This is a genomic window from Paraburkholderia sp. UCT31, from assembly GCF_014397655.1.
In the GTDB taxonomy this organism is placed as follows: Bacteria; Pseudomonadota; Gammaproteobacteria; order Burkholderiales; family Burkholderiaceae; genus Paraburkholderia; species Paraburkholderia tuberum.
Window position 1 is genome coordinate 46,259 of sequence record NZ_VZQP01000027.1, and the last position, 24,706, is coordinate 70,964.

16 protein-coding genes are annotated in these 24,706 nt (G+C 67.1%); 3 read left to right on the forward strand and 13 right to left on the reverse strand.

What is annotated here, in order from left to right:
* Positions 1-69 precede the first annotated feature (69 nt).
* Complete coding sequence (locus tag F6X40_RS22630; protein WP_187629286.1) at positions 70-1,191, forward strand: asparaginase; 1,122 nt, start codon at positions 70-72, stop codon at positions 1,189-1,191.
* A 36-nt stretch (positions 1,192-1,227) separates the two neighbouring features.
* Here the strand turns inward: F6X40_RS22630 and F6X40_RS22635 are convergent, their stop codons facing one another.
* Complete coding sequence (locus tag F6X40_RS22635) at positions 1,228-3,462, reverse strand: SLC26A/SulP transporter family protein (RefSeq protein WP_187629287.1); 2,235 nt, start codon at positions 3,460-3,462, stop codon at positions 1,228-1,230.
* A 250-nt stretch (positions 3,463-3,712) separates the two neighbouring features.
* Between F6X40_RS22635 and F6X40_RS22640 the strand changes: the two genes are divergently transcribed.
* Complete coding sequence (locus F6X40_RS22640) at positions 3,713-7,006, forward strand: adenylate/guanylate cyclase domain-containing protein (RefSeq protein ID WP_187629288.1); 3,294 nt, start codon at positions 3,713-3,715, stop codon at positions 7,004-7,006.
* A gap of 18 nt (positions 7,007-7,024) precedes the next feature.
* Here F6X40_RS22640 and F6X40_RS22645 read toward each other — a convergent pair whose 3' ends face one another.
* Positions 7,025-7,330 (reverse strand): hypothetical protein, encoded by a 306-nt coding sequence (locus tag F6X40_RS22645; RefSeq protein ID WP_184073165.1) that lies wholly within the window; start codon positions 7,328-7,330, stop codon positions 7,025-7,027.
* A 285-nt stretch (positions 7,331-7,615) separates the two neighbouring features.
* Between F6X40_RS22645 and F6X40_RS22650 the strand changes: the two genes are divergently transcribed.
* Positions 7,616-8,404, forward strand: coding sequence for a class I SAM-dependent methyltransferase (locus F6X40_RS22650; RefSeq protein ID WP_262421510.1), 789 nt, complete (start codon positions 7,616-7,618; stop codon positions 8,402-8,404).
* A gap of 34 nt (positions 8,405-8,438) precedes the next feature.
* On the opposite strand, the gene F6X40_RS22655 is transcribed toward F6X40_RS22650, so the two are convergent.
* The 11 genes from F6X40_RS22655 to F6X40_RS22705 all read right to left on the reverse strand — a co-directional run bounded on the left by F6X40_RS22655 (position 8,439) and on the right by F6X40_RS22705 (position 24,681).
* Positions 8,439-10,010, reverse strand: a complete 1,572-nt coding sequence (locus F6X40_RS22655; RefSeq protein ID WP_187629289.1) for an efflux transporter outer membrane subunit — start codon at positions 10,008-10,010, stop codon at positions 8,439-8,441.
* Positions 10,001-13,255, reverse strand: coding sequence for an efflux RND transporter permease subunit (locus F6X40_RS22660; protein ID WP_262421511.1), 3,255 nt, complete (start codon positions 13,253-13,255; stop codon positions 10,001-10,003). Before F6X40_RS22660 ends, F6X40_RS22655 begins: the two co-directional genes overlap by 10 nt.
* Positions 13,252-14,355, reverse strand: a complete 1,104-nt coding sequence (locus F6X40_RS22665; protein ID WP_187629322.1) for an efflux RND transporter periplasmic adaptor subunit — start codon at positions 14,353-14,355, stop codon at positions 13,252-13,254. The genes F6X40_RS22660 and F6X40_RS22665 overlap by 4 nt, the downstream gene beginning before the upstream one ends.
* Positions 14,356-14,357: 2 nt before the next feature.
* Complete coding sequence (locus F6X40_RS22670) at positions 14,358-16,028, reverse strand: fatty acyl-AMP ligase (protein ID WP_187629290.1); 1,671 nt, start codon at positions 16,026-16,028, stop codon at positions 14,358-14,360.
* A gap of 31 nt (positions 16,029-16,059) precedes the next feature.
* Positions 16,060-17,049, reverse strand: coding sequence for a fatty acid desaturase (locus F6X40_RS22675; protein ID WP_187629291.1), 990 nt, complete (start codon positions 17,047-17,049; stop codon positions 16,060-16,062).
* A gap of 51 nt (positions 17,050-17,100) precedes the next feature.
* A complete protein-coding gene (locus F6X40_RS22680; protein WP_187629292.1) occupies positions 17,101-19,845 on the reverse strand; it encodes a phosphoenolpyruvate synthase in 2,745 nt (914 codons plus the stop codon).
* A 15-nt stretch (positions 19,846-19,860) separates the two neighbouring features.
* Positions 19,861-21,522, reverse strand: coding sequence for a nucleotidyltransferase domain-containing protein (locus tag F6X40_RS22685; RefSeq protein ID WP_187629293.1), 1,662 nt, complete (start codon positions 21,520-21,522; stop codon positions 19,861-19,863).
* A gap of 18 nt (positions 21,523-21,540) precedes the next feature.
* The gene (locus F6X40_RS22690) at positions 21,541-22,623 is read right to left on the reverse strand and encodes an SDR family oxidoreductase (RefSeq protein WP_187629294.1); all 1,083 of its coding nucleotides are present in this window, start codon (positions 22,621-22,623) and stop codon (positions 21,541-21,543) included.
* 26 nt (positions 22,624-22,649) lie between these two features.
* Positions 22,650-23,456 carry a hypothetical protein gene (locus tag F6X40_RS22695; RefSeq protein WP_316251833.1) on the reverse strand — a complete coding sequence of 269 codons (807 nt, stop codon included), beginning with the start codon at positions 23,454-23,456 and terminating at the stop codon, positions 22,650-22,652.
* Between the two features lie 107 nt (positions 23,457-23,563).
* A complete protein-coding gene (locus tag F6X40_RS22700; RefSeq protein WP_187629296.1) occupies positions 23,564-23,893 on the reverse strand; it encodes an acyl carrier protein in 330 nt (109 codons plus the stop codon).
* A gap of 17 nt (positions 23,894-23,910) precedes the next feature.
* Positions 23,911-24,681 (reverse strand): Coq4 family protein, encoded by a 771-nt coding sequence (locus tag F6X40_RS22705; protein WP_187629297.1) that lies wholly within the window; start codon positions 24,679-24,681, stop codon positions 23,911-23,913.
* Positions 24,682-24,706 lie beyond the last annotated feature (25 nt).

Below are 24,706 nucleotides of genomic sequence, written 5' to 3' on the forward strand. Positions count from 1 at the left end.
CGAAGGTTGTTCCGGTCACAGGTCGCGTGCATACGCACGCGACTCTTTTAAACGATGGAGGAGAGAAAGATGAACGGCAACACGATCGATCGAAAAGCAAGGCGGCTGTGCGGTTCGGCGGCACTGCTGATCGCGGCACTTGCCGCGGGTACCTGCGCACAGGCTGCCGACGCGCCATCGCAACAGGCAAGCGCGGTCACGGCAACGCCGCGTGTTCTGGTGCTGGCCACCGGCGGCACCATCTCGGGAACCGCCGATCCCCGTTCGGCGATCGGCTACAACTCGGGCAACGTGAAGGGGCAGGAACTGGTGCGCGGCGTGCCGGGCATCGAGAAGCTCGCGAGCATCAGCGCGGAGCAGATCTCGAACGTCGGCTCGCAGGACATGAACGACAAGATCTGGTTGCAGCTTGCGCGGCGGATCGACGAGGTCTTCGAGCGGAACGAGGCTGACGCCATCGTGATTACGCACGGCACCGATACGATCGAGGAAACGGCGTTCTTCCTGAGCAACGTGCTGCGCTCCGACAAGCCGGTGGTGCTGGTCGGCTCGATGCGACCGGGCGGTTCCGCGAGCGCCGACGGTCCCGGCAATCTGTACGAAGCCGTCGAAGTGGCGGCGAGCCCGCAGTCGCGTGGCAGAGGCGTGATGGTCGTGATGAACGACCAGATTCACGCGCCGCGCTGGATCACCAAGACCAATACCACGGCGGTACAGGCGTTCTCGTCGCCGAATGCCGGCGCAATCGGTTATGTCGATCCGGCGAGCGTGCGCTTCGTGATGCCGGCGGTGCAATCGACGCGCGCTGCGCTGAGCCTGCCCGCGAGTGGGCAATTGCCGCGCGTCGATATCGTCTACGCGCATAGCAACATGGATGGCCGCCAGATCGATCATGCGATCGCCGATGGCGCGAAGGGCATCGTCGTCGCCGGCGAAGGCGATGGTGACATGTCGAAGCAAGCCCTCGCGGCGCTCGACCGCGCGGCGGCAAAAGGCATCGTGGTGGTTCGCTCGACGCGCCTGGTGTCGGGGTTCGTGAACCGCAACGTCGAGGTGGACGACGACAAGCGCGGATTCGTCGCATCGCTCGATCTGAATCCGCAGAAGGCGCGATTGCTGACGCAATTGCTGGTGGCCAACGGCGTGACCGATCCCGTCAAGGTACAGCAGGCATTCAGCGGGACGTGGTGACGGGTTGGGGGCGCCGCTGGTTAGGGGCGCTGCCGCTCATAAAGCCGCGCGTAGTGCCTCATCGGCCACGGCAAGACGCAACGCAATGGTCTTCACGAGAAACCGATGCAACTGTTGCGCCGTCGCCGGATCCTGCTGTTCGAGTTCGAGCAGCCGGGAGATCGACAGGCGGTACACGCGCGTCGGTGCCTCGGCAATCACATCCGCGCTGCGCTGTTGCTGCGTGTACACCGCCATTTCCCCCACGACCGTGCCCGGGCCGAACGAGCGCAGACGCGCCGAGCGGCCATCGCCGAGCGGCAGCGAGATCGCGACACGTCCTTGCTCGACGAAATACAGCGCGTCGCCCGGCTCGCGATGACGAAACAGCGCCTGCCCCGAAAGCAGATCCTGCACCTCCAGACACGCGATCAAGCCGTTCAACGCGCCGGCCGTGAAATGCGGCTCGAGCATCGCCCGCAGATCGCCGCCATGCGCGATCGCGAGCGAGTTCGACGCGAGCAGTTTGTCTTCGATCCATTCGAGACCCGCATCGAGCGTATCGAATTCATGGATCTTCAGGTTGAGCGTGCCGGTCTTCACGAGCAGATCGCGCGAGCGCGGCGGCAGCGCGGTCAACACGAGGTCCACGCTTCTTGCGGCGCAGAGCTGCCTGAGTTTGACGAAGCTGATGGATACGGATGCATCCATGCCATGTGTCGCCGCAAAGTCGAGCACGACGAAGCGGACCTGCGACGGATTCCCGGCGCCGAATCGCTCGCGAAGGCGCTGCAGAATCGAATTGGCCGTGCCGAAGAAGAGAAACCCTTGCAGGCACATTCCGCATACCTGGGGGCCGATTGCGCGCAGAGCCTGGGTGTCTTCGATGCTGCGCTCAACATTCGAGGTCCGCGCGCGCAGGTCGAACTCCATGCGTATGCAGCCGACCCGACCGTAGAGCAGCGTGAACATCACACATGCTGCAACGACGCCGACCCCTACGCCGACGATCACGCCGTACGCCGCGATAGTGCCGAGAATCACGGGCACGAGCAGATACTCATACCAGTTGAGCTTGGTCCAGGCGCCCGCCAGCCAATGCACGAGCAAGCGCAGCCCCATGAAGAGCTGAAGGCCGACCAGCACCGGCACCGGAAAGAGCGCCACGATGCCCGGCGAAGTGGCGAGCACGACCACACACGCGAGCGAGGCGAACACGCCCGCCACCCGGCTCGTTGCGCCCACCCGTGCGTTGAGCATCGAGCGATTGAACGACTGGTAGCCGACCATGCCGCCCAGCAGTCCGCTCGCGAGATTGGCGAGGCCGGCGGCGCGCATCTCGCGATTGAGGTCGACGTCCTCCCCGGTGGCCGCGCCGATCGCCGTTGAATTCATCAGGATCGTCACGGCCGACACCGAGGTCACCACCAGACTCTCGGGAAGATGCGCGCCGACCGCCGACCAGTCGATGCCGCCCTGTCCGAGCCTCGCGGCCAGGTGCAACTCCGGCAGCCCGGATAGGTGCAGCTTGACGCGCGGCAGCAGCAGACCCATGCCGCGCGCGTCGTCGATCGAAACTCCGGCAACCTGCAGCAGAACGTAGAAAAGCACGACGCCGAAGGCCAGCGTGAGCGGCAGCGCGGCAATGTGCTGCCACGTGCGCATCAGTACCGTGGCCAGCACGCCGACGACTAGCGCCGGAGCCCATGTGAGCCAGTGAAGGTGCGCGAGCAACGCGAGCGTGTGCCACTGCAGCGGCTGGCCCGTCAGCACGCGGAACGCCCCGGCGAGCAGCAGGTAGCCCGTGCCCGCGAGAAATCCGCCGAGCACCGGATAGGGCAGGAACTGCAACGAGCGGCTGCGCTTCGACGAGCCGATCGCATAGAGCACGATGCCCGTCATGAGCGAACAGAGCGCGATGGCGATCAGCACAGTGAGGATCAGCGTCTGCGGTGAACCGCCGTCCGCGCGCACGCTGCTGGCCACCCCCGCCGCCACGCCGGCGAGAAAGGCGGCGGCGTTGCTGTCGGGGCCGCCAATGTTGACGCGCATCGAACTCGTCAAGGCGATCACGAGCGCCGTGACGACGCAGCTCACGAGCGCGGTGGGCACGCCCAGCATCGCGTAGCGGGCAAGATCGGCGCTAAAGATCATCGTGCCGAGGCTCATCGCATAGCACAGCATGACGAGCGTCGAAACGGCGCCCGCCGCCACGTCGCCAGGCAGACCCGCCAAACGCGAGCGCAGCGGAATCTCGGAGACGGAAACGGAAACGGTCTTGCCCGGCTTCACGTGGATTCCCGGTCGAATGCAAGGGCGCCGTGAGGCGCGCCAGCCAGTATCCTGCGCGGCTCGAACGGCTGTCAAACGCGATGCAGCGTGCTTATCGGACACCTACACTGGTTATTCATCGGCTCCGTACCTGGCGAACTCCACGCAAAGGCCATGCAGCTCCGGAGCCGTTCACACCGGCGGCCGGCACGCGCGCGATTCGTCTGAGCTTTTGCCCGCGGGGCCACGCATCGGAGGCGGGGCGACGAACATGGATATCGAGAAATGGCTGCGGGACCTCGGGCTCGAGCAGTACGCCCACGCGTTCGCGGCAAACGACATCGACATGTCGCTGCTCGGGCAGCTGACCGACGTGGACCTGAAAGAGCTGGGGGTACAGTCGCTCGGCCACCGTAAGCGCATTCTGGCCGCGGCGGCAGGCGCCCTAACGGCGGCCGCGCCGCTACCGCCCCAGACCTCCGCCGACAACGACGTGCCCGCGGACGAGCGCAGGCAGGTCACGATTCTGTTCGCCGATCTCTGCGGCTACACGATGCTTTCGCGCTCGCTCGATCCCGAAGACTTGCGCGCGCTGATCGGACGCTACACGGCGCTGGTCGACGGGATCGTGCTCGCCTATGGCGGCACGATCGACAAGCACATCGGCGACGCGGTGATGGCGCTGTTCGGCGCGCCCCGCTCGCACGAGACGGACACGCTGCGCGCCGCCCGTGCCGCTCTCGACATTCACGACGGCCTGGCGCGGCTGGCCGCGCAGACCGGGCGGCCGTTGCAGGCGCACATCGGCATTGCGAGCGGCGAGGTCATCGCGGGCGCGCTGGGCCGCGCCGACGCGCAGGACTACACCGTGCATGGCGATCCGGTGAACCTGGCCGCTCGGCTCGTGGCAGCCGCGGCCGCCGGCGAAACCTGGATATCCGACGACGCGGCGCGCACGCTCGGCGACGCCGCCAGTTGCGAAGCAATCGGCGAGCGGCGCTTCAAGGGCATCGACACGCCGGTGCGGGCATGGCGGCTCGTCGCGCTTGGCAGCGAGCCCGTCAGGACGAGCCGCAGCCGCTTCGTCGGACGCGAAGCCGAGCTCGAACAGTTTCACGGCATCCTTCATGCATGCATGGCAAGGCGAGCAGGGCATGTCGTTCATGTGCGGGGCGAAGCCGGGATCGGCAAGACGCGGCTCGTCGACGAGATGCGCCGCCATGCGCAGGCACAGGGCTTCACGCTCCATCGGAGCCTCGTGCTCGATTTCGGCGTCGGCAAGGGCCAGGATCCGGTGCGGACCATCATTGGAAGCCTGCTCGGCTTACCGGCCGGTGCATCGAGTGAAGCGCGGCAGGCCGCCGCCGCGCAGGTCGCGACCCAAGGTATCGTCAAGGCCGAGCAGATCGTGTTTCTGCACGACTTCCTCGATCTCCCGCAGGCCGCCGAATGGCAAACCATCTACGAGGCCATGGACCACGGCGCGCGCAAGCGCGGCAAGCAGTCGCTCGCCGTGAGGCTGACCGAGGACGCTTGCGCCCATGCGGCGACGCTCATCGTCGTCGAAGACCTGCATTGGGCCGATTCCGAAGTCATCGGCTACCTGTCGGCGTTCGCGTCAGGCATTGCCAACGGCACGGGCCTGCTGGTCACGACTTCGCGCGTGGAAGGCGATCCGATCGATGCAGGCTGGCGCGCACGTTGCCGCGACACCCCGTTCGCGACGATCGATCTCGGACCGCTTCGCAAGGACGAGGCCCAGAGCCTGGCGGGCAATTTCATCGATGCGACCCAGCGCGTCGCGCTCGCCTGCATCGAGCGCGCGGGCGGCAATCCGTTGTTTCTCGAACAACTGCTGCGCAACGCTGAAGAAGGCAGCGGCGGCAACGTGCCCGCGTCGATCCGCAGTCTCGTGCTCGCGCGGATGGACCGGCTCGCGCCCCGTGACCGCCTGGCGTTCCAGGCGGCCGCCGTGATCGGTCAGCGTTTCGACCTCGCGCTGCTGCGAGAGCTCGTGGACGATCCTGGCTACGTCTGCGACGGCCTGCTCGTCAATGCACTCGTGCTGCCGGAAGGCGACGACTTCCTGTTCGCGCACGCATTGATCCAGGAGAGCGCTTACTCGACGTTGTTGCGCGCGCGCCGCCGTGAACTTCATCTGCGCGCGGCCGAATGGTTCGCACAGAGCGATGTCACGCTGTACGCCCAGCACCTCGACCGCGCCGAAGACGAGCACGCGCCGCACGCCTACCTGGGCGCTGCGGCCGCACAGCGTGCCGCCCATCGTTTCGAAGCCGCGCTGCGGCTGGCCGAGCGCGGCATCGAAATCGCGCAGTCGGACGCGGACCGCCATGCACTGAGCTGCTGCAAGGGCGAACTTCAGCGCGACCTGGGCGACATCGCAGGATCGATCGTGACGTACCGCACTGCACTCGCCGCCGCCACCGACGACGCCGCCCGATGCGACTGCCAGCTCGGGCTCGCGGAGGGTCTGCGTGTCAGCGAGGGTCTCGACGAAGCACTCGGCTTACTCGCGCAAGCGCAAAAGATCGCGGAGCGAGACAACCGGCTGGCGGAGCTTGCAAGCCTCCATCATCTGCGCGGCAACATTCTCTTTCCGCTCGGCAAGATCGACGCCTGCAGCGCCGAGCATGAGCGCGGTCTCGGCTACGCGCGGCGACTCGGTCTGCCCGAGGCAGAGGCTCGCGCGCTCGGCGGCCTGGCGGATGCGGCGTATGCGCAGGGGCGCATGCGGACCGCGTTCCATCATTTCAGCGAATGCGTCGCGATGAGCCGCGAACACGGGTTCGGCCGCATCGAGGTCGCCAATCTGTCGATGCAGGGCTTCAGCCGCATTTATCTGAACGACGCAAGTCAGGCTCGCGAGGACGCAAGCGCCGCCGCCCGCGCCGCCGAGTTGATCGGGCAGCCTCGCGCGCAATTGCTGGGGGAGACGCTGGGGGTGTTCGCCTGCCAGGAACTGGGCGATGCGCAGGCGGCCAGCAAGCATCTGGTGCAGGAAATGCGTGTGATCCGGCAATTGGGTGCACGCCGCTTCGAAGCGCAGAATCTGGAGATGCAGGGTCGCCTGTTACTGGACGAAGGATGCCGTAGTGAAGCAGTGGTGGCGCTGCGCGAAGCACTCGCCATCTCACGCGAGGTAGGGACTCAGTTTTCCGGGCCAAAGGCCTTGAGCGCACTGAGCCGCGCGGTTGACGACGAAGACGAGCGTACGCGGCTACTGGCTGAAGGCGAGGCGCTGTTGCGCCTTGGCGCGGTCGGCCACAATCACCTGTGGTTTTACCGCGACGCCGTCGAAGCGATGCTGGGGGCGGGCGATCCTGCTGGCATGCTGCACTACGTGGACGCACTCGAGGCCTATACACAGCGCGAACCGTTGCCGTGGTCCGAGCTTTTCGCGGCGCGTGGCCGTGCGCTTGCACTCGCGCTTCGGGCGCCGCTCAGCGAAGCCACGCGACTTGAACTGCTGCGACTGCGAGAGGCGCTGCAGCAGGCCGGCTTTCGCAATTACTTAAGCGCGGTCGAAGCGGCCCTTGCGGCTTGAGGCGCGCGTAGCCGATCCTCAGCGTGGCGCGGAATCGTCGTCGGGCGGGTCCTTGTGGACGACCTCCATGTCGATGGTGCGGGCGTCGTCGCCATTCGCGACCGTCTGCCGGCGCAACGCGCGCATCTTCCACCACAGATACCCGACGACGATCGTGCCGACCGCGAACAGCACGGCGAACAGCACGATCGACAGCATCGCGGCCACCACGAACAAGATCGCGCTCAGGGCGATGGTCAGCAAGCGGCCGAACCAGCCGGGGCCGCCGATCCGGATCCCTTTCTCATATGTCACCCGCCGCGGCGGCGGTCTGTCGTTTTGCATCGCTCGTCTCCCGGCCGCCGTCCGGCGGATGATGCGGGTAAGTCCTCATGCGTGGTCATTATGCAGGATGCGAACCGCTAACGTCGCCGGCGCGGCTCAGCGTATAGTCGACTGACGTCGTTAAGAAGCCCACGCGTTGACTCGTTTAACTTTGGTAGTAAGTTGCCGCTCAGCCAAGGCTGACAGGCCCTAGCGTGCCGGCCTTCTCCGTCTACCCGGTTGCACACTGCCAGGGCACGTTATGAAATCCGCCGGTTTTCAGTTACCTCGGTTGCCCGCGTGATCATGCGACGCCTGCATCTGCTCGAAATCGAAGACCAGCCGTGGTGCCCACGGGCGATCCGTGACGGCGGCACGGACTGGCTGCATTTCCTGGCGAATACCCTCAAGGGCTTCAACGTCATCGCGGGCAAGCTGCGCGAAGCGATGCGGCGGGTCGGCAACGACAGGATCGTCGATCTGTGCTCGGGCGGCGGCGGCCCGTGGCAGACGCTTGCACCGTTGCTCGCGCAGTCCGGACGCGTGGCGGTGCAGCTGACCGACTTCTATCCCAATCGCGCCGCGTACGAGCGCGTATCCGCCGGGGCAGCCGGCCGCGTCACCTATGTGAGCGAACCGGTGGACGCGATGAACGTGCCATCGGGATTCGACGGTGTGCGCACGATGTTCAACGCTTTCCACCATTTTCGGCCGGACGATGCGCGGGCGATCCTCGCCGACGCGGTGACGAAGCGCCGCGCGATCGTCATAGTCGAGGGTGCCGACCACCGGCTGCTCGGTGTCGTGTTCATCCTGGCGATGCCGCTGATGATGCTCGCGCTGACTCCGCTGATCCGACCGTTTCGCTGGTCGCGACTAGCGCTCACTTATGTGCTGCCGGCTATCCCGCTGCTGTGTCTGTTCGACGGCATCGTGTCGATGCTGCGCATCTACAACCCCGACGAATTGCGTGAGATGGTGGCGAGTATCCCGGACCAGCAGAGCTTCGAATGGGACATCGGCACGCTGCCGGTGCAGGGCTCGCCGATCGGTCTGACTTACCTTGTGGGCGTTCCGCGGGGACGCGCCGGCTGAACGCAAGCGGGCGCCGTCGGCAGCGGCGGCCCGATCACTTGCCGGCCAGATGGTCAGGTGTCTGGCTGCTGCCCGCCGGCAGCTCGCCCATCGCCTGAAACAGCGTCGCCGTATCGGCCAGGCGCCGGCCGATCAGGCGGATTTCTTCGAGCCTCGCTGCTTCGTACTGCTGCTCGCCGCCGCGGGCGGATGCAGCGGGCAGCGCGCCGAGCCGGTGACGCGACGTGGCATCGTCGAACGCCTCGCGTGCTTCACGCGCAGCGCCGCTCGCGGCCTCGAGCGCCTGCGCGTCGTGTTCGAGCGACGCAAGCGTGTCCGCGACGTTTTCGAACGCCGCCAGCACGGTCTGCTTGTACTCGAACACGGCGGCCTCGTAGGTGTCGATTGCCGCGCGCCGCTGTGCGACGAGCGCGCCGCCATGAAAAAGCGCTTGCGACATCGTCGCGGCGATACTCCAGATCGCGCCTGCGCCCGACAGCGCGAGCGGCCAGTTGAACCCGCCTTGTCCCATCGAGGCGTTCAGCGTCAGGCTCGGAAACAGCTGTGCCGTCGCGACGCCGACGTCGTCTGCGGCGGCTTTCAGCGCCGACTCGGCGGCCGCGATATCGGGCCGCGTGCGCAACAGGTCCGATGGCAGCACGACGGGCAGGTCCTGCGGCAAGTGCAGGCTCGCCAGCTCGGGCTCGGGCGGCGCCGCGTCGGGCGTGCGGCCGAGCAGCACCGCAAGCGCATGTCTCGTCACCGTCAGCCGTTGCCGCAGATCGGCCACGCTGACCTCGAGCGCGGCGATGCTTTGCCGCGCAGTCGACACGTCGCCGCGCGTCAGCGATCCGAGCTCGTAATGCCGTTCGGTATCGTGAGCCTGATCGCCCGCAAGCGCGATCAATCGCTCGGTCGCGTCGATCTCGGCGCGCAACATCGCCGCCGCGATCGTCGCCGTGACGATGTTGGTGGCCAGTGCGCGGCGCGCGGCTTCGCGTTGATACGCGTCGATCTCGACACGCGCTGATCGGGCCGCGTTGGCTTTACGCGCCGCGCCGAACAGGTCGAACGTATATTGCGCCTGGACTACGCCGATGAACTCGTTGTAAAGCAGCGTATTCGGGCCGCCGGGGACCGGAATGCCGAGATCGCGCCCGCGCGAGGCCTGCCCGACCAGATCGACCGACGGCAGCAGCGAGGCGCCGATCTGCGCCCGTAGTTGTTCGTGTGCCGCGGCCAGGTGCTTGTCGGCGGCAGCGAGGGTCGGGCTGTTGCGCAGACCTTCTTCGACGAGCTCATTCAACGCTGTCGATTCGAACAGCCGCCACCATTGCGGCACAGGCTGCGCGCCGGTGGTGAAGTGCTGCGCGACACCGAGCGCGGCGACCGTTTGCGCGGGCTGAGGCTCGACGCCGTAATGGGCGGGAGAGGGCATCGCGGGCGGCTCGCCGTTTGGACCGAACGAGCATGCGCCAAGCGCGATCGTCGCGGCCGCGCCGAACGCCGCGCGCCAACCATGGATCGCCGCTGCCCGCGCTCGACCCGGCGCGCCGGCGAAATGCGGCGCGCTCGCGAGCGCCGGCCCGTCGACGGGGTTGCAGTCTGTGCCCACGATCAGCTCCACGTATATTCGATTGTCGGGGTCGCGGTTCGCACACCGCGTTCGAAGTGCCGCACCTTGAACGCGGTCGCGTACAGCGCGGGAACGAAGAACAGCGTCAACACCGTGGCGCCCGTGATGCCGCCCATCAGTGCGGTCGCCATTGGTCCGAAGAAGGCCGAATGCAGCAGCGGGATCAGCGCGAGCACGGCCGCCGCGGCGGTCAGCATGATCGGGCGGAAGCGCCGGACCGTGGCACCGACGATCGCATCGAAGCGCCCCTGGCCCGCGGCGATATTGCGTTCGATCTGATCGACCAGAATCACCGAGTTGCGCATGATGATGCCGGACATCGCAATGACGCCGAGCATCGCCACGAAGCCGAACGGCTTGCCGAACAGCAGCAGTGCGGCGACCACGCCGATGAGCCCGAGCGGCGCGGTGAGCACGACCATCAGCACGCGCGCGAAGCTGCGCAGTTGAATCATCAGCAGCGTCAACACCACGACGAGCATCAGCGGAAGCTGCGCGATCACCGACGCCTGCGCCTTGCCGCTGATCTCGCCCGCGCCGCCGGTCTCGATCCGGTAGCCGATCGGCAGCGACGCGCGTAGCGGCGCGAGCGTCCGATCGATCGCCTGGGTCACGTCGATATCCAACGCGTTGCCGCGCACGTCGGCCTGGACCGTGATCGTCGGTTGACGGTCGCGGTCCCAGATCACCGCGTATTCGAGTTCGTTGTTGAGGTGGGCGAGCGCGCCGAGCGGCACCGGGCCGTTCGGCGTCGGCATCGCGAGGTTCACGATCTCGTCGGGATCGACCCGCTCGCGCTGGGGCGCACGCAGATCGACACTGATCGAGCGGTCGCGGACCCGGTACTGCGTGAACGTATAGCCCGATAGCGTCATTGCGAGGAAGCTCGCCACGTCTTCCGACGTGACGCCGAGCTCGCGCGCCTTCTGCTGGTCGATCTCGAAGCGCACCGAGCGTTCGCCCGGTTCGTCCCAGTCGAAATGGACGCCCGTTGTGCGGGCATCGGCTTTCATCGTCGCCGCGACCTTTTCCGCGATCTCCCGCACGGTGGCGAGGTCGCTTCCGCTGACGCGAAACTGCACCGGATAGCCGACCGAGGGGCCCGTCTGGAGCGGCGAAACGCGCGCGCGCACGGCGGGAAAGCTGTTTTGCAGCGTGCTCGCGAGCCAGCGTTCGAGCTTTGCGCGGTCGTCGACGGACTTCGCGGTGATCACGAGCTGCGCGAAGTTGGGCTGGGGCAACTGCACGTCGAGCGGCAGGTAGAAGCGCGGTGCGCCCGCGCCGACGAAGTCGACCAGATGATCGATCTCGGGCCGGCCGGCCAGCGTCTTTTCGAGGCGCGCGGCTTCGCGCAGCGTCGCTTCGAACGACGCGCCTTCGGGCAGCCGCATGTCGACGAGCAGTTCGGGCCGCTCGGAGCTCGGGAAGAACTGTTGCGGCACGAGCGCGAAGCCGGCCAACGCGGCAACGAACAAGGCGGCCGTGACGCCGAGCACGACGAGGCGCCGCTTCACGCACCACGTGATGCAGTCGCGCAGGCGGTCATGAAAGCGGCTGGCGCGCGGCGCCGCCACCGGGGTCCGGCGCGTCTGCGCGTCGTCGCGCCGGCGGAGCTTGCGAAGCGCGCGCCGAGGCGTCTCGCGTGCGGTCGTGCCCTTACGTTCGGGTAGCAGGTGATAGCCGAGCAACGGAATCAGCATGACCGCCGCGAACCACGAAGCGATCAGCGCAATCGCGGACACCTGAAAGATCGAGCGCGTGTATTCGCCGGTGGCCGATTTTGCCAGCGCGATCGGCAGGAATCCCGCCACCGTGACGAGGGTTCCCGTCAGCATCGGAAATGCGGTACTGCTGTAGGCGAACGCCGCGGCCCTCGCGCGGCCCCAGCCCTGCTCGAGCTTCACGGCCATCATCTCGACCGCGATGATCGCATCGTCGACGAGCAGGCCCAGCGCGAGGACCAGCGTGCCGAGCGAGATCTTGTGCAGGCCGATGTCGAAGCCGTTCATGCATAGCGCGGTGACCGCGAGCACGACCGGGATCGAGATCGCCACCACCACGCCGGCGCGCCAGCCCAGTGAGATGAGGCTCACGGCCAGCACGATCACGATCGCTTCGGCGGCGGCCCGCAGAAAACCGTTGACCGAATGCGAGACCGCGTGCGGCATGCTGGACACCTCGACGAGTTCGAGCCCCGCGGGCAGACGCGCACGCAATTCCGCTGTCTGCGCATCGAGCCGCTTGCCGAGCTGAATCACATCGCCGCCAGCCTGCATCGTGATGCCGATGGCGAGCACCGCGCGGCCGCCGGTGCGAACCTGCGAGACCGGCGGATCGTCGTAGCCGCGCCTGATCGTGGCAATGTCACCGAGACGAACCAGGCGGTGATTGATGTCGATCAGCGTGTCGGCCATCGTCTTCAGGTCGGTGAACTGGCCGCTCGGACGCACGTACACGCGGTCGAACGCGGTGGTCAGCGTGCCGCTCGGCGTGACCGCGTTTTGCGCGTTGATCGCCCGCGCGAGCTGTTGCGGCGTGATACTGAGCCGCGTCAATTGCGCGTTGGGAATCTCGATCGTGATGTGCTCGTCGGGGTCGCCGAAATAATCGACTTTCGCGACCCCGGGCACGCGCAGCAGCACGCCGCGCAGTTCGTCGGCATAGTCGTGCAATTGCGCCGGCGAGAACCCGTCGCCGGCGAGCGTATAGATGTTCGTGTAGACGTCGCCGAACTCGTCGTCGAAGTACGGCCCCCGCACGCCGGGCGGAAGCGTATCCGCGATGTCGGCCATTTTCTTGCGTACCTGGTACCACGTCTCGCGCACTTCGTTCACCGGCGCGGAGTCTTTCATCGTGAAGACGATCAGCGATTCGCCGGGACGCGAGTAGCTGCGCAGATAGTCGAGATGAGGCGTTTCCTGCAGCTTGCGGCCGATCCGGTCGGTCACCTGTTCCTCGACCTGGCGTGCGGTCGCGCCGGGCCAGAAGGTCCGGATCACCATCGCGCGGAACGTGAACGGCGGGTCCTCGGATTGTCCGAGCCGGGAATAGGCGAGCCCGCCGAACAGCGTCGCGAGCACGACTGCGAAGATGACCAGCGCCTGGTTACGGATCGCCCACGCGGACAGATTGAAGCGGCCGGTATCGTCCGCTGCCGGCCGCCGCGGTCCGCCCGTTCCACCGGGTCCGCCGGGTCCACCCGCTCCGTCGGGCCCCTGGCCGAACGGCGCTCTCATGATGCGAAGTCCTCGGGATGCAACGGCGCTACCGCGCGCACGGTTTCGCCGGCGCTGACGGTATGCACCCCTTGCAGCACGACGCGCTCGCCGTCGTTGAGGCCTCGCGCGACCGAGATCGTGCGGTCGTCGTAGCGGCCAACCTGGACCCGGCGCAGTTCCAGCGCCTGGTCGCCCGGCCGAACGACCCAGACGGCCGGCGCGTTGCCGTCGTGAAAGAGCGCGCTCGCGGGCAGCGTGATCGGGTCGTCCGCTTGCGCCTCGCCGGCCGCGGCGAACGTGACGGTGGCGGTCATGCCGAGGCGGACCTCGGGGCCTGGCGCATCGAGCGTCAGTTTCGCGCGATAGGTGCGGCTGCCGGGGTCCGCGGCCGGCGACAGCTCCCGCACGTGTGCCGTGAAGCGTCTGCCCGTGGCGGCCGGCAGCGAGACGCTGGCCGCGCTGCCGATCGCCAGCGCGTTCAGCAGACTCTCGGGCACGTCGCAGAGAATATCGACCTCGCCGGACCAGGCGAGATGGTAGACCGCTTGTCCCGCCGCGACGTTCTGCCCGGTATCGGCGTCTTCCGCGGTGATGACGCCGGCATGGTCCGCCGTGAGGACCGTGTACCGCGTCTGATTCTGCAGCAGCGCGAACTGTTGTAGCGCCTGATCGCGCTGCGCGGCGGCCGCCACATACGCATCCTGGGTCTGCTCGAGCTGCGCTGTCGAGATCAGCTGTTCCTGCGCCTGCGCCCGGTCGCGATCGAGTTGCTGCTCGGCGAAGGTGAGCCGATGCTGCGCCGCCATCAATTGGGCCTGCGCGCTCGCGAGGCTGCGCTGCGCGTCATCGGCATCGAGCCGCGCGATCGCCTGGCCGGCCGTGACCGTGTCGCCGAGCCGCACCTTCCGCTCGATCAGCTTGCCCGCGATGCGAAACGACAGCGGCGTCGCATAGCGTGCGTTGACTTCGCCCGGCAGCGTCGCGAGCACGGGCTTGCTGTTTCGATGCACGACCACGGCGATGACCGGGCGCGGCAGCGTCACCTCGGCTTCTTTCGCGTGACAGGCGGCGAGCGTGAGTGCGCCCGACAGCGTCAGCATGATCTCGCGCCAGTGCATGCTCACGAGTGTTCCTCCAGCTCGCCGGCTTCGAACTGTGCCTTGGTCCGGCGGCGCTGTACCTTGCCGCTCGAGGTCCGCGGCAAGCTGCCCGCCTGCACGATCGCAACGTGACCGACCTGCAGGCCCGCGCATTCGGCGACCTTCTGCGCGATCGCACGCCGCAGCGCCGTGGCCTCCGCCGGCTTGCCCTCGGCACAGACGACCAGTGTCTCGTCGCCGTCGCGCATCACGCTGAACGCGATGACACCGCGGCTTTGCACGCTCGGCAACTCGGCCACCGCCCATTCGATGTCCTGCGGATAGAGGTTCGAGCCGTGAATGACGATCAGGTCCTTGCTGCGGCCGCAGATATAGAGCTGGTCGCCGGCGAGGTAGCCGAGATCGCCGGTCTGCAGCCAGCCGTCGCGGTACGCGTCGGCGCTCGCGTCGGCCTGGCCGTAATAGCCCACGGTGATGCTGGGCCCGCGCGTGACGATTTCGCCGACGCAGCGTTCGGGCAGCGCGCGCCCGGATTCGTCGACGATCCGCAACTCGTGGCCGGGAAAGCAATGGCCGCAGCCGACCAGTTCGATCGTGCGTAAGCCGTTATCACGCGCAGCCGGTATCGCTCGACCAAGCCCCAGCGCGGCCGCATAGACGACGTCGGTGACGAGCGGCTGGCCGTGGTCGTGAAACGTGATCGCGAGTGTTGCTTCGGCCATCCCGTAGCACGGCAGCAGCGCTTCGGCACGAAAACCGGCCGGCTCGAAGCGCGCGCAGAACTGGCGCAGCGCTTGCGCGTTGATCGGCTCGGCACCGCAGCCGGCGACGCGCAGCCGCCGCAGATCGAGGCCCTCGAGGTCCTGGTCGCGGCTACGGCGAGCGGCGAGCGCGTACGCGAAGTTCGGCGCGAAGCTGATGGTGCCGCGGTATTTCGTGATCGCCTCCATCCAGAGGCCGGGCCGGCGCACGAACGCTTCGGTTGCCAGCAGCACGCACGGCAAGTCGCAGATCAGCGCGCCGAGCACGCTGATGAGCCCCATGTCGTGGTGCAGCGGCAGCCAGCTGACATAGACGTCCTGCTCGCGCAGATCGATGCCGCGGGGTCCGAGGAACGCTGTCGCATTCGCGACCAGATTGCGATGCGTGACCATCACGCCTTTCGGCAGCGACGTGCTGCCCGACGTGTATTGCAGGAAGCACAGGTCATCGGGATCCAGCGTGGGCAAATCGCACGCGGGCGGCTCGCCGTCGAGCAGCGCTTCAATGGTCACGATACGTTCGAGACCGGTGTCGACGGCGAGCACGTCCTCGATGGTCTCTCTTGTCGAGTTCGACGTGAGCAGCATCCGGGCGCCTGCCGAGCGCACGATGTGACTGACGGTTTCGGCGTAACGTGTGCGGGTCCTGAAGTTCAGGCTTCCGCGCGGAAATATCGGTACCGGGACGAGACCGGCGAACGAGGCGCCGAGGAAGCTCAGGATGAACGCTTCCGGGTCGAGTATCACGAGCGCGACGCGCTCGCCCTTGTTCAGCCCCAGTGCCACGAGCTTTTTCGCGTGGTTGCGCGCCTCGCGTTCGAGCGCCTCGTAAGGATAGTAGTGCTCGTCACCGTGCGTGGAGACGAAGCGAAGGCCTCGAGCGTCGCCGCGCGGCAGCGCTGCAACGGCATCGACTAGCGTCTGGTTCATGGTGACGGGTCCCCGGTCAATTAATCGAGATTCAGCGATCGAGCGAAGCAGCGGGCGTCCAGTCGCGGATCGGCTGCAGACGGCGACGCAGCAGCGCGATCACCTCGTCGTCGTTGCGCACCGGCGCGCCCGGCAAGCGCACGAAATGCGTGGCGAGCTTGCGGTGCTGGCGCGTGACGAGCAGCAGCCAGATCTGCGCGATGTCGATGCGATCGAACACGACCGCGTCCTCGCGACCGTACTTCTCGAGGTTCGCCGCGAATTCCTTCGTGAGCTCGCTGAAGTGCGTGCCTTTGCGGACGTGGTGGTAGATGTGATAACCGGCGTTGAAGACGCGCGCATTGAAACGCGAGTCGATCGTATTGGTGCTGCTCGTGTACGGGTTGTCAGGCTGATCGGGGTCGATGAACGCGTGCTGGACCCAGTTGCCGATCATCATCATCAGCCGCACGAACACGAACGGAAACACGAACACGACGAGCGTCGCCCGCAGGTTCCAGTACGCGGCGGCGGCGACCGCCGCGTAGAACGCGACCTCACCCGCGAGCAGTTGCCTGATCAGCTTCGTATTGCGCGAGCGCCACAGATAGACGGACAGATCGAGCGGCACCAGCGCGGCGAAGCGCAGGTAGTAGTGCAGAAAGCCGATGACGCTATCGCGCTGAAACCGCATCGTGGAGCTCAGGTCGCGTGGCAGGTTGTCGTCGATGTGATGCATGCCCATGTGATGGACATAGAACGTGCCCGGCGTCTGACCGAAGAACGGACACAGCGCCCAGTCGAGCAGGATTTCGAGCGCACGGTACTGCTTCCTGAAGAGCCGCCGATGCAGCGTGCAGTGGTAGCTCATCGTGAAACGGTCGCCGAACGCGTTCCAGACGAGCACGTATGCAACGCCTGACCACCAGGGAAAGCGGCCGAGCCCAAACAGCACGGCTGCGGCGGGAATGAATATCAGCGCGCACTGGAGGTAGAGCCGCAGATGCGGCAGGTCGCGACGATCGTTGAGCAGGCGGTACATGGTGGTTTCCTTCAGGGGCGGTTTCAGTGGTCAGCGGGCGGTCAATTCATGTCAGGTCGGCTCGGGCAGTTCGATCACGCCGCTATGGCCATCGACCTTGAGCTGCATGCCCGACTGCACGCGCGTGGTGAGGCCCGGAATCTGGACGACGGTCGGGATGCCGATTTCGCGGGCGACGATCGCGGCGTGGGTCAACGGACTGCCACGCTCGATCAGCAGCCCGGTCGCCGACGCGAATACGGGCACCCAGCCGGGGTCGGTCCGATAGGTGACGAGGATGCCGCCGTCGAACTCGTTCGCTTCGCGCACGACCTTCGCCCGTCCTTCGGCGAAGCCCGGCGAGCAGGGCGTGCCGCGCAGCGTCGCGCCGGCCGCGTGGGCAGGCGCCGCGCGCAACGCGGCGAGGTTCGCCGGGTTGCTGAGCCAGGCCGCCACCGGGCCATGTGTGACGAAGCGCGGCGGCAGGTCAGCCATGTCGCGATAGCTGGCATCGTCGCGCTTGCGCTGCTCGATGAGCGGGCGCAGTTCGCGGTGGGAGACGGTGCCTTCGAAGCACCCGCGAATTTCCTCGAGGCGCAGATGGAAGATGTCGCGGCCCGTCGCCAGCACGCCGTCGGCGGCAAGACCCTCGCCGATTGCGCGGAACATCCGGCGCGCGACCCCGAACGCGCGCGAACGGCAAAAGCGCACGGTCTCGCGCGCCCGGATCGCGGCGCGCACGCGGCCGCGCGCGCGTGCAAAAATCCAGCGCTGCAGCGGATTGAGCCGCTCACGCAACAACGCGTCGATGCGCGCTTCGGTGGCGCTGCGATCGATCGACGCGGCACCATGCGCGAGCGCGGCCTTCAACATATCGAACAGCACGGCCGGGTCTTCGCGCAGATCGGGCTCTTCGAGCTTCAGTTCGTTGTTGCTGCGGTACGCGAAGTCAGCGAGGTAGCGCTCGATGTCGGCGACGATCTCGGGCGCGCCGCATCCGCGCAGCGCCGCATACGCAACGGCAGACGGCGTGTTGCGGATCAGCGCTTCGACCTGAGGCTTCGCCCGTACGGCTTGCGCAATCGCGCTCAGCCTGCGGACCGGCTCGATCGACTCGATGTCGTCCATGCCGCCGATCACCGCTACTTCGAGCCAGTCGGGCGCACCGGGCATCCACCGCTTGATCAGCCGCCGGACGACGCCGTAACTGAGCCCGATCGCCGACTCGAGCACGATCATCATGCCCCAGCGTGCTAGCAGCGCCTGCTCGAAGCGGCAGTAGTGCGCATAGACGGCGTCGGCGGGAAGCGAGCGATAGTCGAGCCCGTTGAACTCGTCGTAGACCGGATAGAAAAACGCGCGGAAGCGCTCGACGTTGCGCACGAGACGCGCGAAGTGCCACGCGAACTTCGTGCCGCTCAAGGCCCGGATGCAGGCGAGTCCGGCGCGCGAGCCGGTCTTGTACGGCGCGATCAGCGCGGCGAAGCTCGCCAGATCGAGCGGCTCGTCGACGCCCATCTGGACTTCCATCATCTTGCGCCCGAGGTTTTGGAACGGCGCGAGCCCGGAAAGCTTGTACCAGTGCAGCAGGTTGTAGTACACGCGCCCGTTCAGGAACGCGAGCGTCGAGCCGAGGAAGCCATCCATCTCGCGCCGCTGCTTGTGCGGAATCGCGAGCAACCGGCAGAACTCGCGGAACACCTGCGCATAGACGTGCTGCGCGAAGGTGAAGGTCAGTTGCGTCGTCACGCCGGGATAGTTCTCGACGATGTTGGAGTTGTCCCACAGCTGAAATTCGCCGGTCCGCGAGGGGGCCGGTGCGATCGGCGTGGTCACGGGGCGCGCCTGCAGAATCCACAACTGGTGCTCCGCGATACACCATTCGATATCGAGCGGCTCGCCGAGCTCGCTTTCGAGCGTGCGGGCCGCCGCCACGACGCGCTCGATCTCGTCGTTGGAGAGGGCCGCTGCGTTGCGCAGCGCGGCCGGCACCTCGCGGATGTGGCGGCCGTCATGACGCTCGTGTTTTTCACCGATCACCACCTGCCTGGGCTGTCCGGTGTGGCGATCCACGGTGATCGTGTCGGCGTCGACCGCGCCCGACACGAGTCCTTCGCCGAGCCCGTAGACGGCGCTCAGCACGAGCTCGTCGCGGTTGCCGTTGGCCGGGTTGATCGTGAACACGACGCCGCTCGTGTCCGCCTGAACGAGGCGCTGCAGGATCACGGCCATACCGGCGCCGGCGATATCGAGTCCGTGCTGATGCCGGTAGCGCAGCGAGCGCTCGGAATACGCGGAAGCCCAGCACCGGCGTACGTGTTCGAGCGTCGCGTCGAGCCCGCGGACGTCGAGGAACGTGTCGAACTGGCCTGCGAACGAGAAGCTCGCGCTGTCTTCTTCGATGCCGGACGAGCGCACCGCGAGGGGTCGGTCTCCAATGATGTCGTGCGCGCGTGCGATGTCGGCGCGCAACGCGGCGCTGATGTCGCACGTCAGCACGGCCTCGCGGATCGCGCTCGCGATCGCCGCGGCGTTCGCAGGCGTGAAGTCGCTGAGCAGCGTGGCGATGGTCTGATCGAGGCCGCCGTCGCGGCGGAACTCCGCAAAGCAGTCGGTGCCGAGAATCGCCCAGTGCGGCACCGCCACGCCGAGGTTCGCAAGCCGATGCAGCGATCGTCCCTTGTTGCCGGCGAGCCGCTCGATCGTTTCGGCCGGACTCGCCGCGGTCAGGATCAGGCGTGGCGATGCTGTCGGGGCGGCGCAGCTTTCGGCCGATTCGAATTCGCCGCGTGCGCGCGTAATGGTGTCGAAAGTCATTGAGGTCCCCGTTGCTCAGGTGCTCGACGAAGCGAGCAGGTCTCTTGCTTCCTCGGCTGTACCGCGCCCGCCGTGAGCGGTCTGCGGGAACCGCGCGTGCAGATGCGCGCCGAGGTTGATCCAGTCGTAGGCGGCGTGGATCGTTCCGCGCCAGCCCGACGCCGTATCGAAGCTCGCCGGAAACTGCGGGTCGCCGCCGAGGTCGCGCAGACGCTGCGCGAGTTCGTCGGCCAGCGCGGCGTAACGCTGTGCATCGCGAGCCGATCCGATCGAGCACTGTTCGAGTTCGCGGATGCCGTCGATCAGCGCCGCATCGAGCGGCAGCAGCCGGATCGCGTCGAGCGTCGCTTCTTCCATCGTCGACTGCGGCGTCACGCCATGCGCGCCGAGCGTGACCATGCAGGCGGTCTGCATCATCCGTTGCAGCGCGTACTCGAGCACCTTCCATTGGCCGCGCTGGAGTGCGCCCTGGGCATCCTCTCGCGCGTTCTCGAGACCGATGTTGGCCCAGATCATCTCGAGACCCGCTTCGGCGAAGCGCCCGGCGGGCATCGGCAGCAACTGGGCACCGCTCGTGCGGCCGCCCGCGAGGCGCGCGCCGTCGATCGAAATCAACGGCGCGCGCGACACCGGCGTCGACGTCGCCTGCTGACGTGCATGGATTTCTCCGCTGCCCTTCCAGCGCAGGCTGACGAGACCCAGCCGGCTGAAGTCCGCGATCAGCGCGCGCTGCCGGCTCGCCGCTTGCGCGTCGCCACGGTTGGCGATGGCCGTGCATGGCGTGTCGAAGGTGATCGCTCGCCAGGCCTCGGCCGCTTCGTCGTCGAGCGCAAAAACGTCGCTACCTCGCAGCACGTGGAGCCGTTCGCCGATCTGCCAGGTCGTCGTGTCCTTGCCGGGGCCAATCAGCACGTTGTCGGCCATGAGGCTCACACCGTTGACGCCGAACTCGCGGATCAGCGCGACCCCCGCTGCGAGGAACCCGCTTTCGGCGCCATGCTCGCGCGGCGCGTGCAGCAGGCTCCACAGACGGCCGACGCGGCCGGCGTCGACGGTCGCGCGTTCGAGTTGCAGCGACAGCCATTTCGGGCTCATGTAGCACTCGCCGAGGCGCGCCACGTGACTCTTCGCCGCATGAAACGCGGCGGTCCTGATCCAGGCGCGTGCGTAGTCGGGCTCGCCGAGCGCGAACATCGCCACCGCATAACGGCCGGTCTGACGCGCGAAATCCTCGAACCATAGCGCCACCGCCTCGCAGAGCGCCTCGCGGCCAAGCCCCGCTTGCAGCGTCTCGATCAACGCCGGGTTGTCGATCGGCAGCGCGCCGATAAAGCGCTGGCACCGTTCGAGCAGATTCCACGACAGACGCGCGACCGCGCGCCGGCCTTTGCCGAGCGCTGCGCGAACCTGCGCGAGTTCGCGGCGCAGCCGCGCCGGACTCAGCAACCTGACCTCGACGCGGCGGCCGTCGATGAACAGGATGTACGGCATCGTGGCTGGCTCCAGCCCGCTATCGACGATCGCGACGAAGTCGACGTCGGAGCGCTCGTTGCCAAAGCCTTCGGCGATCGAGCCTTCGAGAAACACGGCGCTCGGTGCCCGCTGTTCGAACTGGGCGCCGAGCGCGGCCCGCGCTTTTTGCCAGAGCCCGGCGAGCATCGGATCAGTCATCAACATGGTTAGGCTCCCTGAGCGTCAAGCCGTACGCGGCACGAAGTAGCCCGCCGCGATCCCGTAACGAAAGATCCTGCGCAGCAGCGTTTTGCCCGTCGCCCGAGGCAGGGCCGGCAGGATCGCGGCGGTCGCGTCGCGTGCAAAGCGCACCTGGCGCGTCAGGTACGACTCGTACAGTTTCACGACCTCGTCGTAGTAACGCCGCTCGAGCGGTTTCATCGCGGCGGCGTCGAAGACATGCCGCGGCACATAGCGAGGCACGTGAAACGAGGGAAACTCCGCGCAGACGTCATTGATTTCGCGCAGCGTCGTCGGCGTGCCCGAGGTCAGATGCAGCGTGCGTCCGCGCACGAGCGGAAACTTCGCCAGCGCTTCGACGACGCAGTCCGCGACCCAGTCGATCGGCACGATGTTCAGCGTCGCGCCGTAGTCGCCCGGCATCGTGCGCACGAGTCCCGCGGCCGTCAGGCGCACGACGGTGTACAGCGTGTCGAACTTGCGGATCACGCCGCTCGCCGAGTCGCCGACGATGATCGACGGGCGCAGCACCGCGGCCGGCAGACCGCTGCGCATCGCCGCTCGCACCGACTGTTCCGCGCGGTACTTGCTCTGCTCATACGGGTTGCCCAGACGCTGACCGAGCTCGAGATCGTCCTCGCTGAACACGCCGGGGCGCTCGCCGCAGACATAGGCGGTGCTCACGTAGAGCAGCGGAATCGGCGCGTCGCCGCTACCTTGCGCGAACTCGACGATGCGCTCGGTGCCGCGAAAGTTGATCGCGTCGTAGACCTCGGGCTTGCGCCCGAAGCTGGTTAGCGCGGCACAGTGGACGATCGCGCCCGTTGCCGCGCGCAGTGCCTCGTAGGTGTGCGGATCGAGCCCAAGCCGGGGCTCGGCGACGTCGCCCCGCACACATGCGAAGGTTCCGGCAGCGGGTGTGTGGCCGCCGTACGGTGTTGCCGCGAGCGGTGTGCCGTCGTTGCGGACAACCGGTCCATCGGAGCGCAAGAATGCGACGACCGGGTGCCCCATTGCCGTCAGCCGGGCGATCACTTCGGCGCCCAACAGACCTCGCGCACCGGTGACGAGAACGTGCTTATCCATCGTGGGTGACCATCCAGGGTTGCGTGTCATTTGAGGAGAAGCCCGGCCAGCAGTCCGAGCTCGACGGCGACGATGAAGCGGGTGCCAGCCCAGCGTGGCCGGCCCGGTCTGCTCGCGGGGCCCGGCCAGCTCGCGTTGAGCCAGACGAGCCACACGAGCGGCAGCGTTGCGGCATAGATCGAATACGTTTGCGACAGGCTTGCCAGGCGCGAGAGCGACACGTTGATGCCGAGCGCCAGAATCAGCAGGGCATTCAGCGCGACCCGAATGGCGCGCGCCGACAGGAGATAGGGCTGCAGTGCGTTGGTGCCGACCTTGCGCGAGAACTTCCAGAATTCGTAGCCGGTCCACATCGAACCCGCTACGCACACCACGACGTAGAAGCTCAGTTCGCGCCCAGCAACGTCGCGCCACAAGAAAAAGCCGTACATGAAGATGGCGAAGGGTGCGCCCTCGAAAACGGGTAGGCACAGCAGCGGGTGGGTCGGGAGCAGCCGCTTGAAGACGAACGGCGCAGCGAAGGCCAGTGCGGTGGCGGCAGCGGCGGCCGTCCTCGCGTGCCCCATGCCGGTGTTCAGCGCAACGAGCAGGATCGCGCTTGCCGCGAGGCTGGCGACGAGGCGTGTGCGTCGCGCCTCGCGTCGCGCCAACAGCGCGTGCCCGGCGGGACAGTCGCGTTCGAGGTCGTCGAGGTCGTCGATCAGGCGAAGCTGGACGAACAGCAAAAAAAACGACGCAAGACCGGCCAGCAAGCGCCAGCCCGGTTCAATGGAGACGCCGGCTATCCGTCCGTATAGCAGCAGCGAGCAGACGAACGCGCCGGCGATCGGCACCGCCTCGGCCGCCAGAGGCAAGCGGCCGAGCGTGTTGCCGAAAGCGGCTGCCGCGGCGGCAAGCCGGCCACGTCTCGCATGCGCGGTGGCCAGCGAAAGGCGCGGGCTCATGTGCGCATCCCCTCATTGGCGTCTATACGGACCGCCGCGTGCCGGATGCACAGGTCCACTAGCGAGCCGACCGTGAAATACGCTTCGGCGCGTTCTTCGTTCAACGCTTCCAGAGGCAGACGCTCGATGCCAAACGCCTGCTCGATTGCGACCACGGCTTCGACGAGCGACAGCGAGTCGAGGCCAAGATCGGCGATCAGCGAACTGTCGAGGCGAATCTCAGTGTTGAAGTCACGCTGATTCTCGCGGCAGACGCGCAGTAACTGCGTGCGTACGACTCCGAATACGGTGTTGCGCGTCGACGCATTTTTCGATGTGCTGGCCATGCTGGATCCCCTTCCGTTCACGCGTTGCTCGACGCGGCGTAGCGCCACGGCAGTGTCTGGCCGCCGGCCAGGATGCCCTGTGGATGCGCGAGCGCGACAGGCTCGATCGCCAGCTCCAGGCGGACGGCTTCGAGTGGCCGCTGCAACGCTTCTTCCCAGCGGTAGGAAAGGGGAATGCGCGCGCGCTTGCCACGCAGCCACGCGCGCCGCAGAAAGCGATGGACCCAGAAGTTCGGCCACCACGGCGCGGTCAGCGCGGTGCCGAGCAGACCGACGATGCGCGCGCGCATCGGTTCGAGCCCGCAGTCGAATGCGAGAAGCGAGGTCTCGCCGGCCCAGTCCTGGCCATAGCCCGTCAACACGTGCAGCAGGTCATGAATGCAGCCGGTGCGCTCGATGAACCACTGACGGTCCGGGCCGGGGAGGATTTCTTCGAGGCCCGCGGCAAGTCGGCTCGCCTGCAGCAGACCATCGGCGCTGTAGCCGCTGTGCTCCATCATCGCCATATAAGCGCGGCCGAACGATCCCGGCGGCAAGCGCAGCAGCGTGTCGGAATCCGCGAGCGTGCCGAGCAGTGACGGCTGCTCGGCAAGCAGCGCGCCGGCGCCGGGCTCGCCGAGAAAACGCTGGTACATCGCCTCCATCTGGCCGCCGTCGAGCGCGATCATCACTTCGTAGGCATGCTGAATATCGTCTACGTTCGCCCTCAATGCCTTGATCGCCCGCAAGGCGCGCGGCCAATCGATGTGGCGTCGCGCCAGCGCGTCGTCCTTCAAGGTTGCTGTCATCTGCGGCTCCCGGCAAAGATCAAGA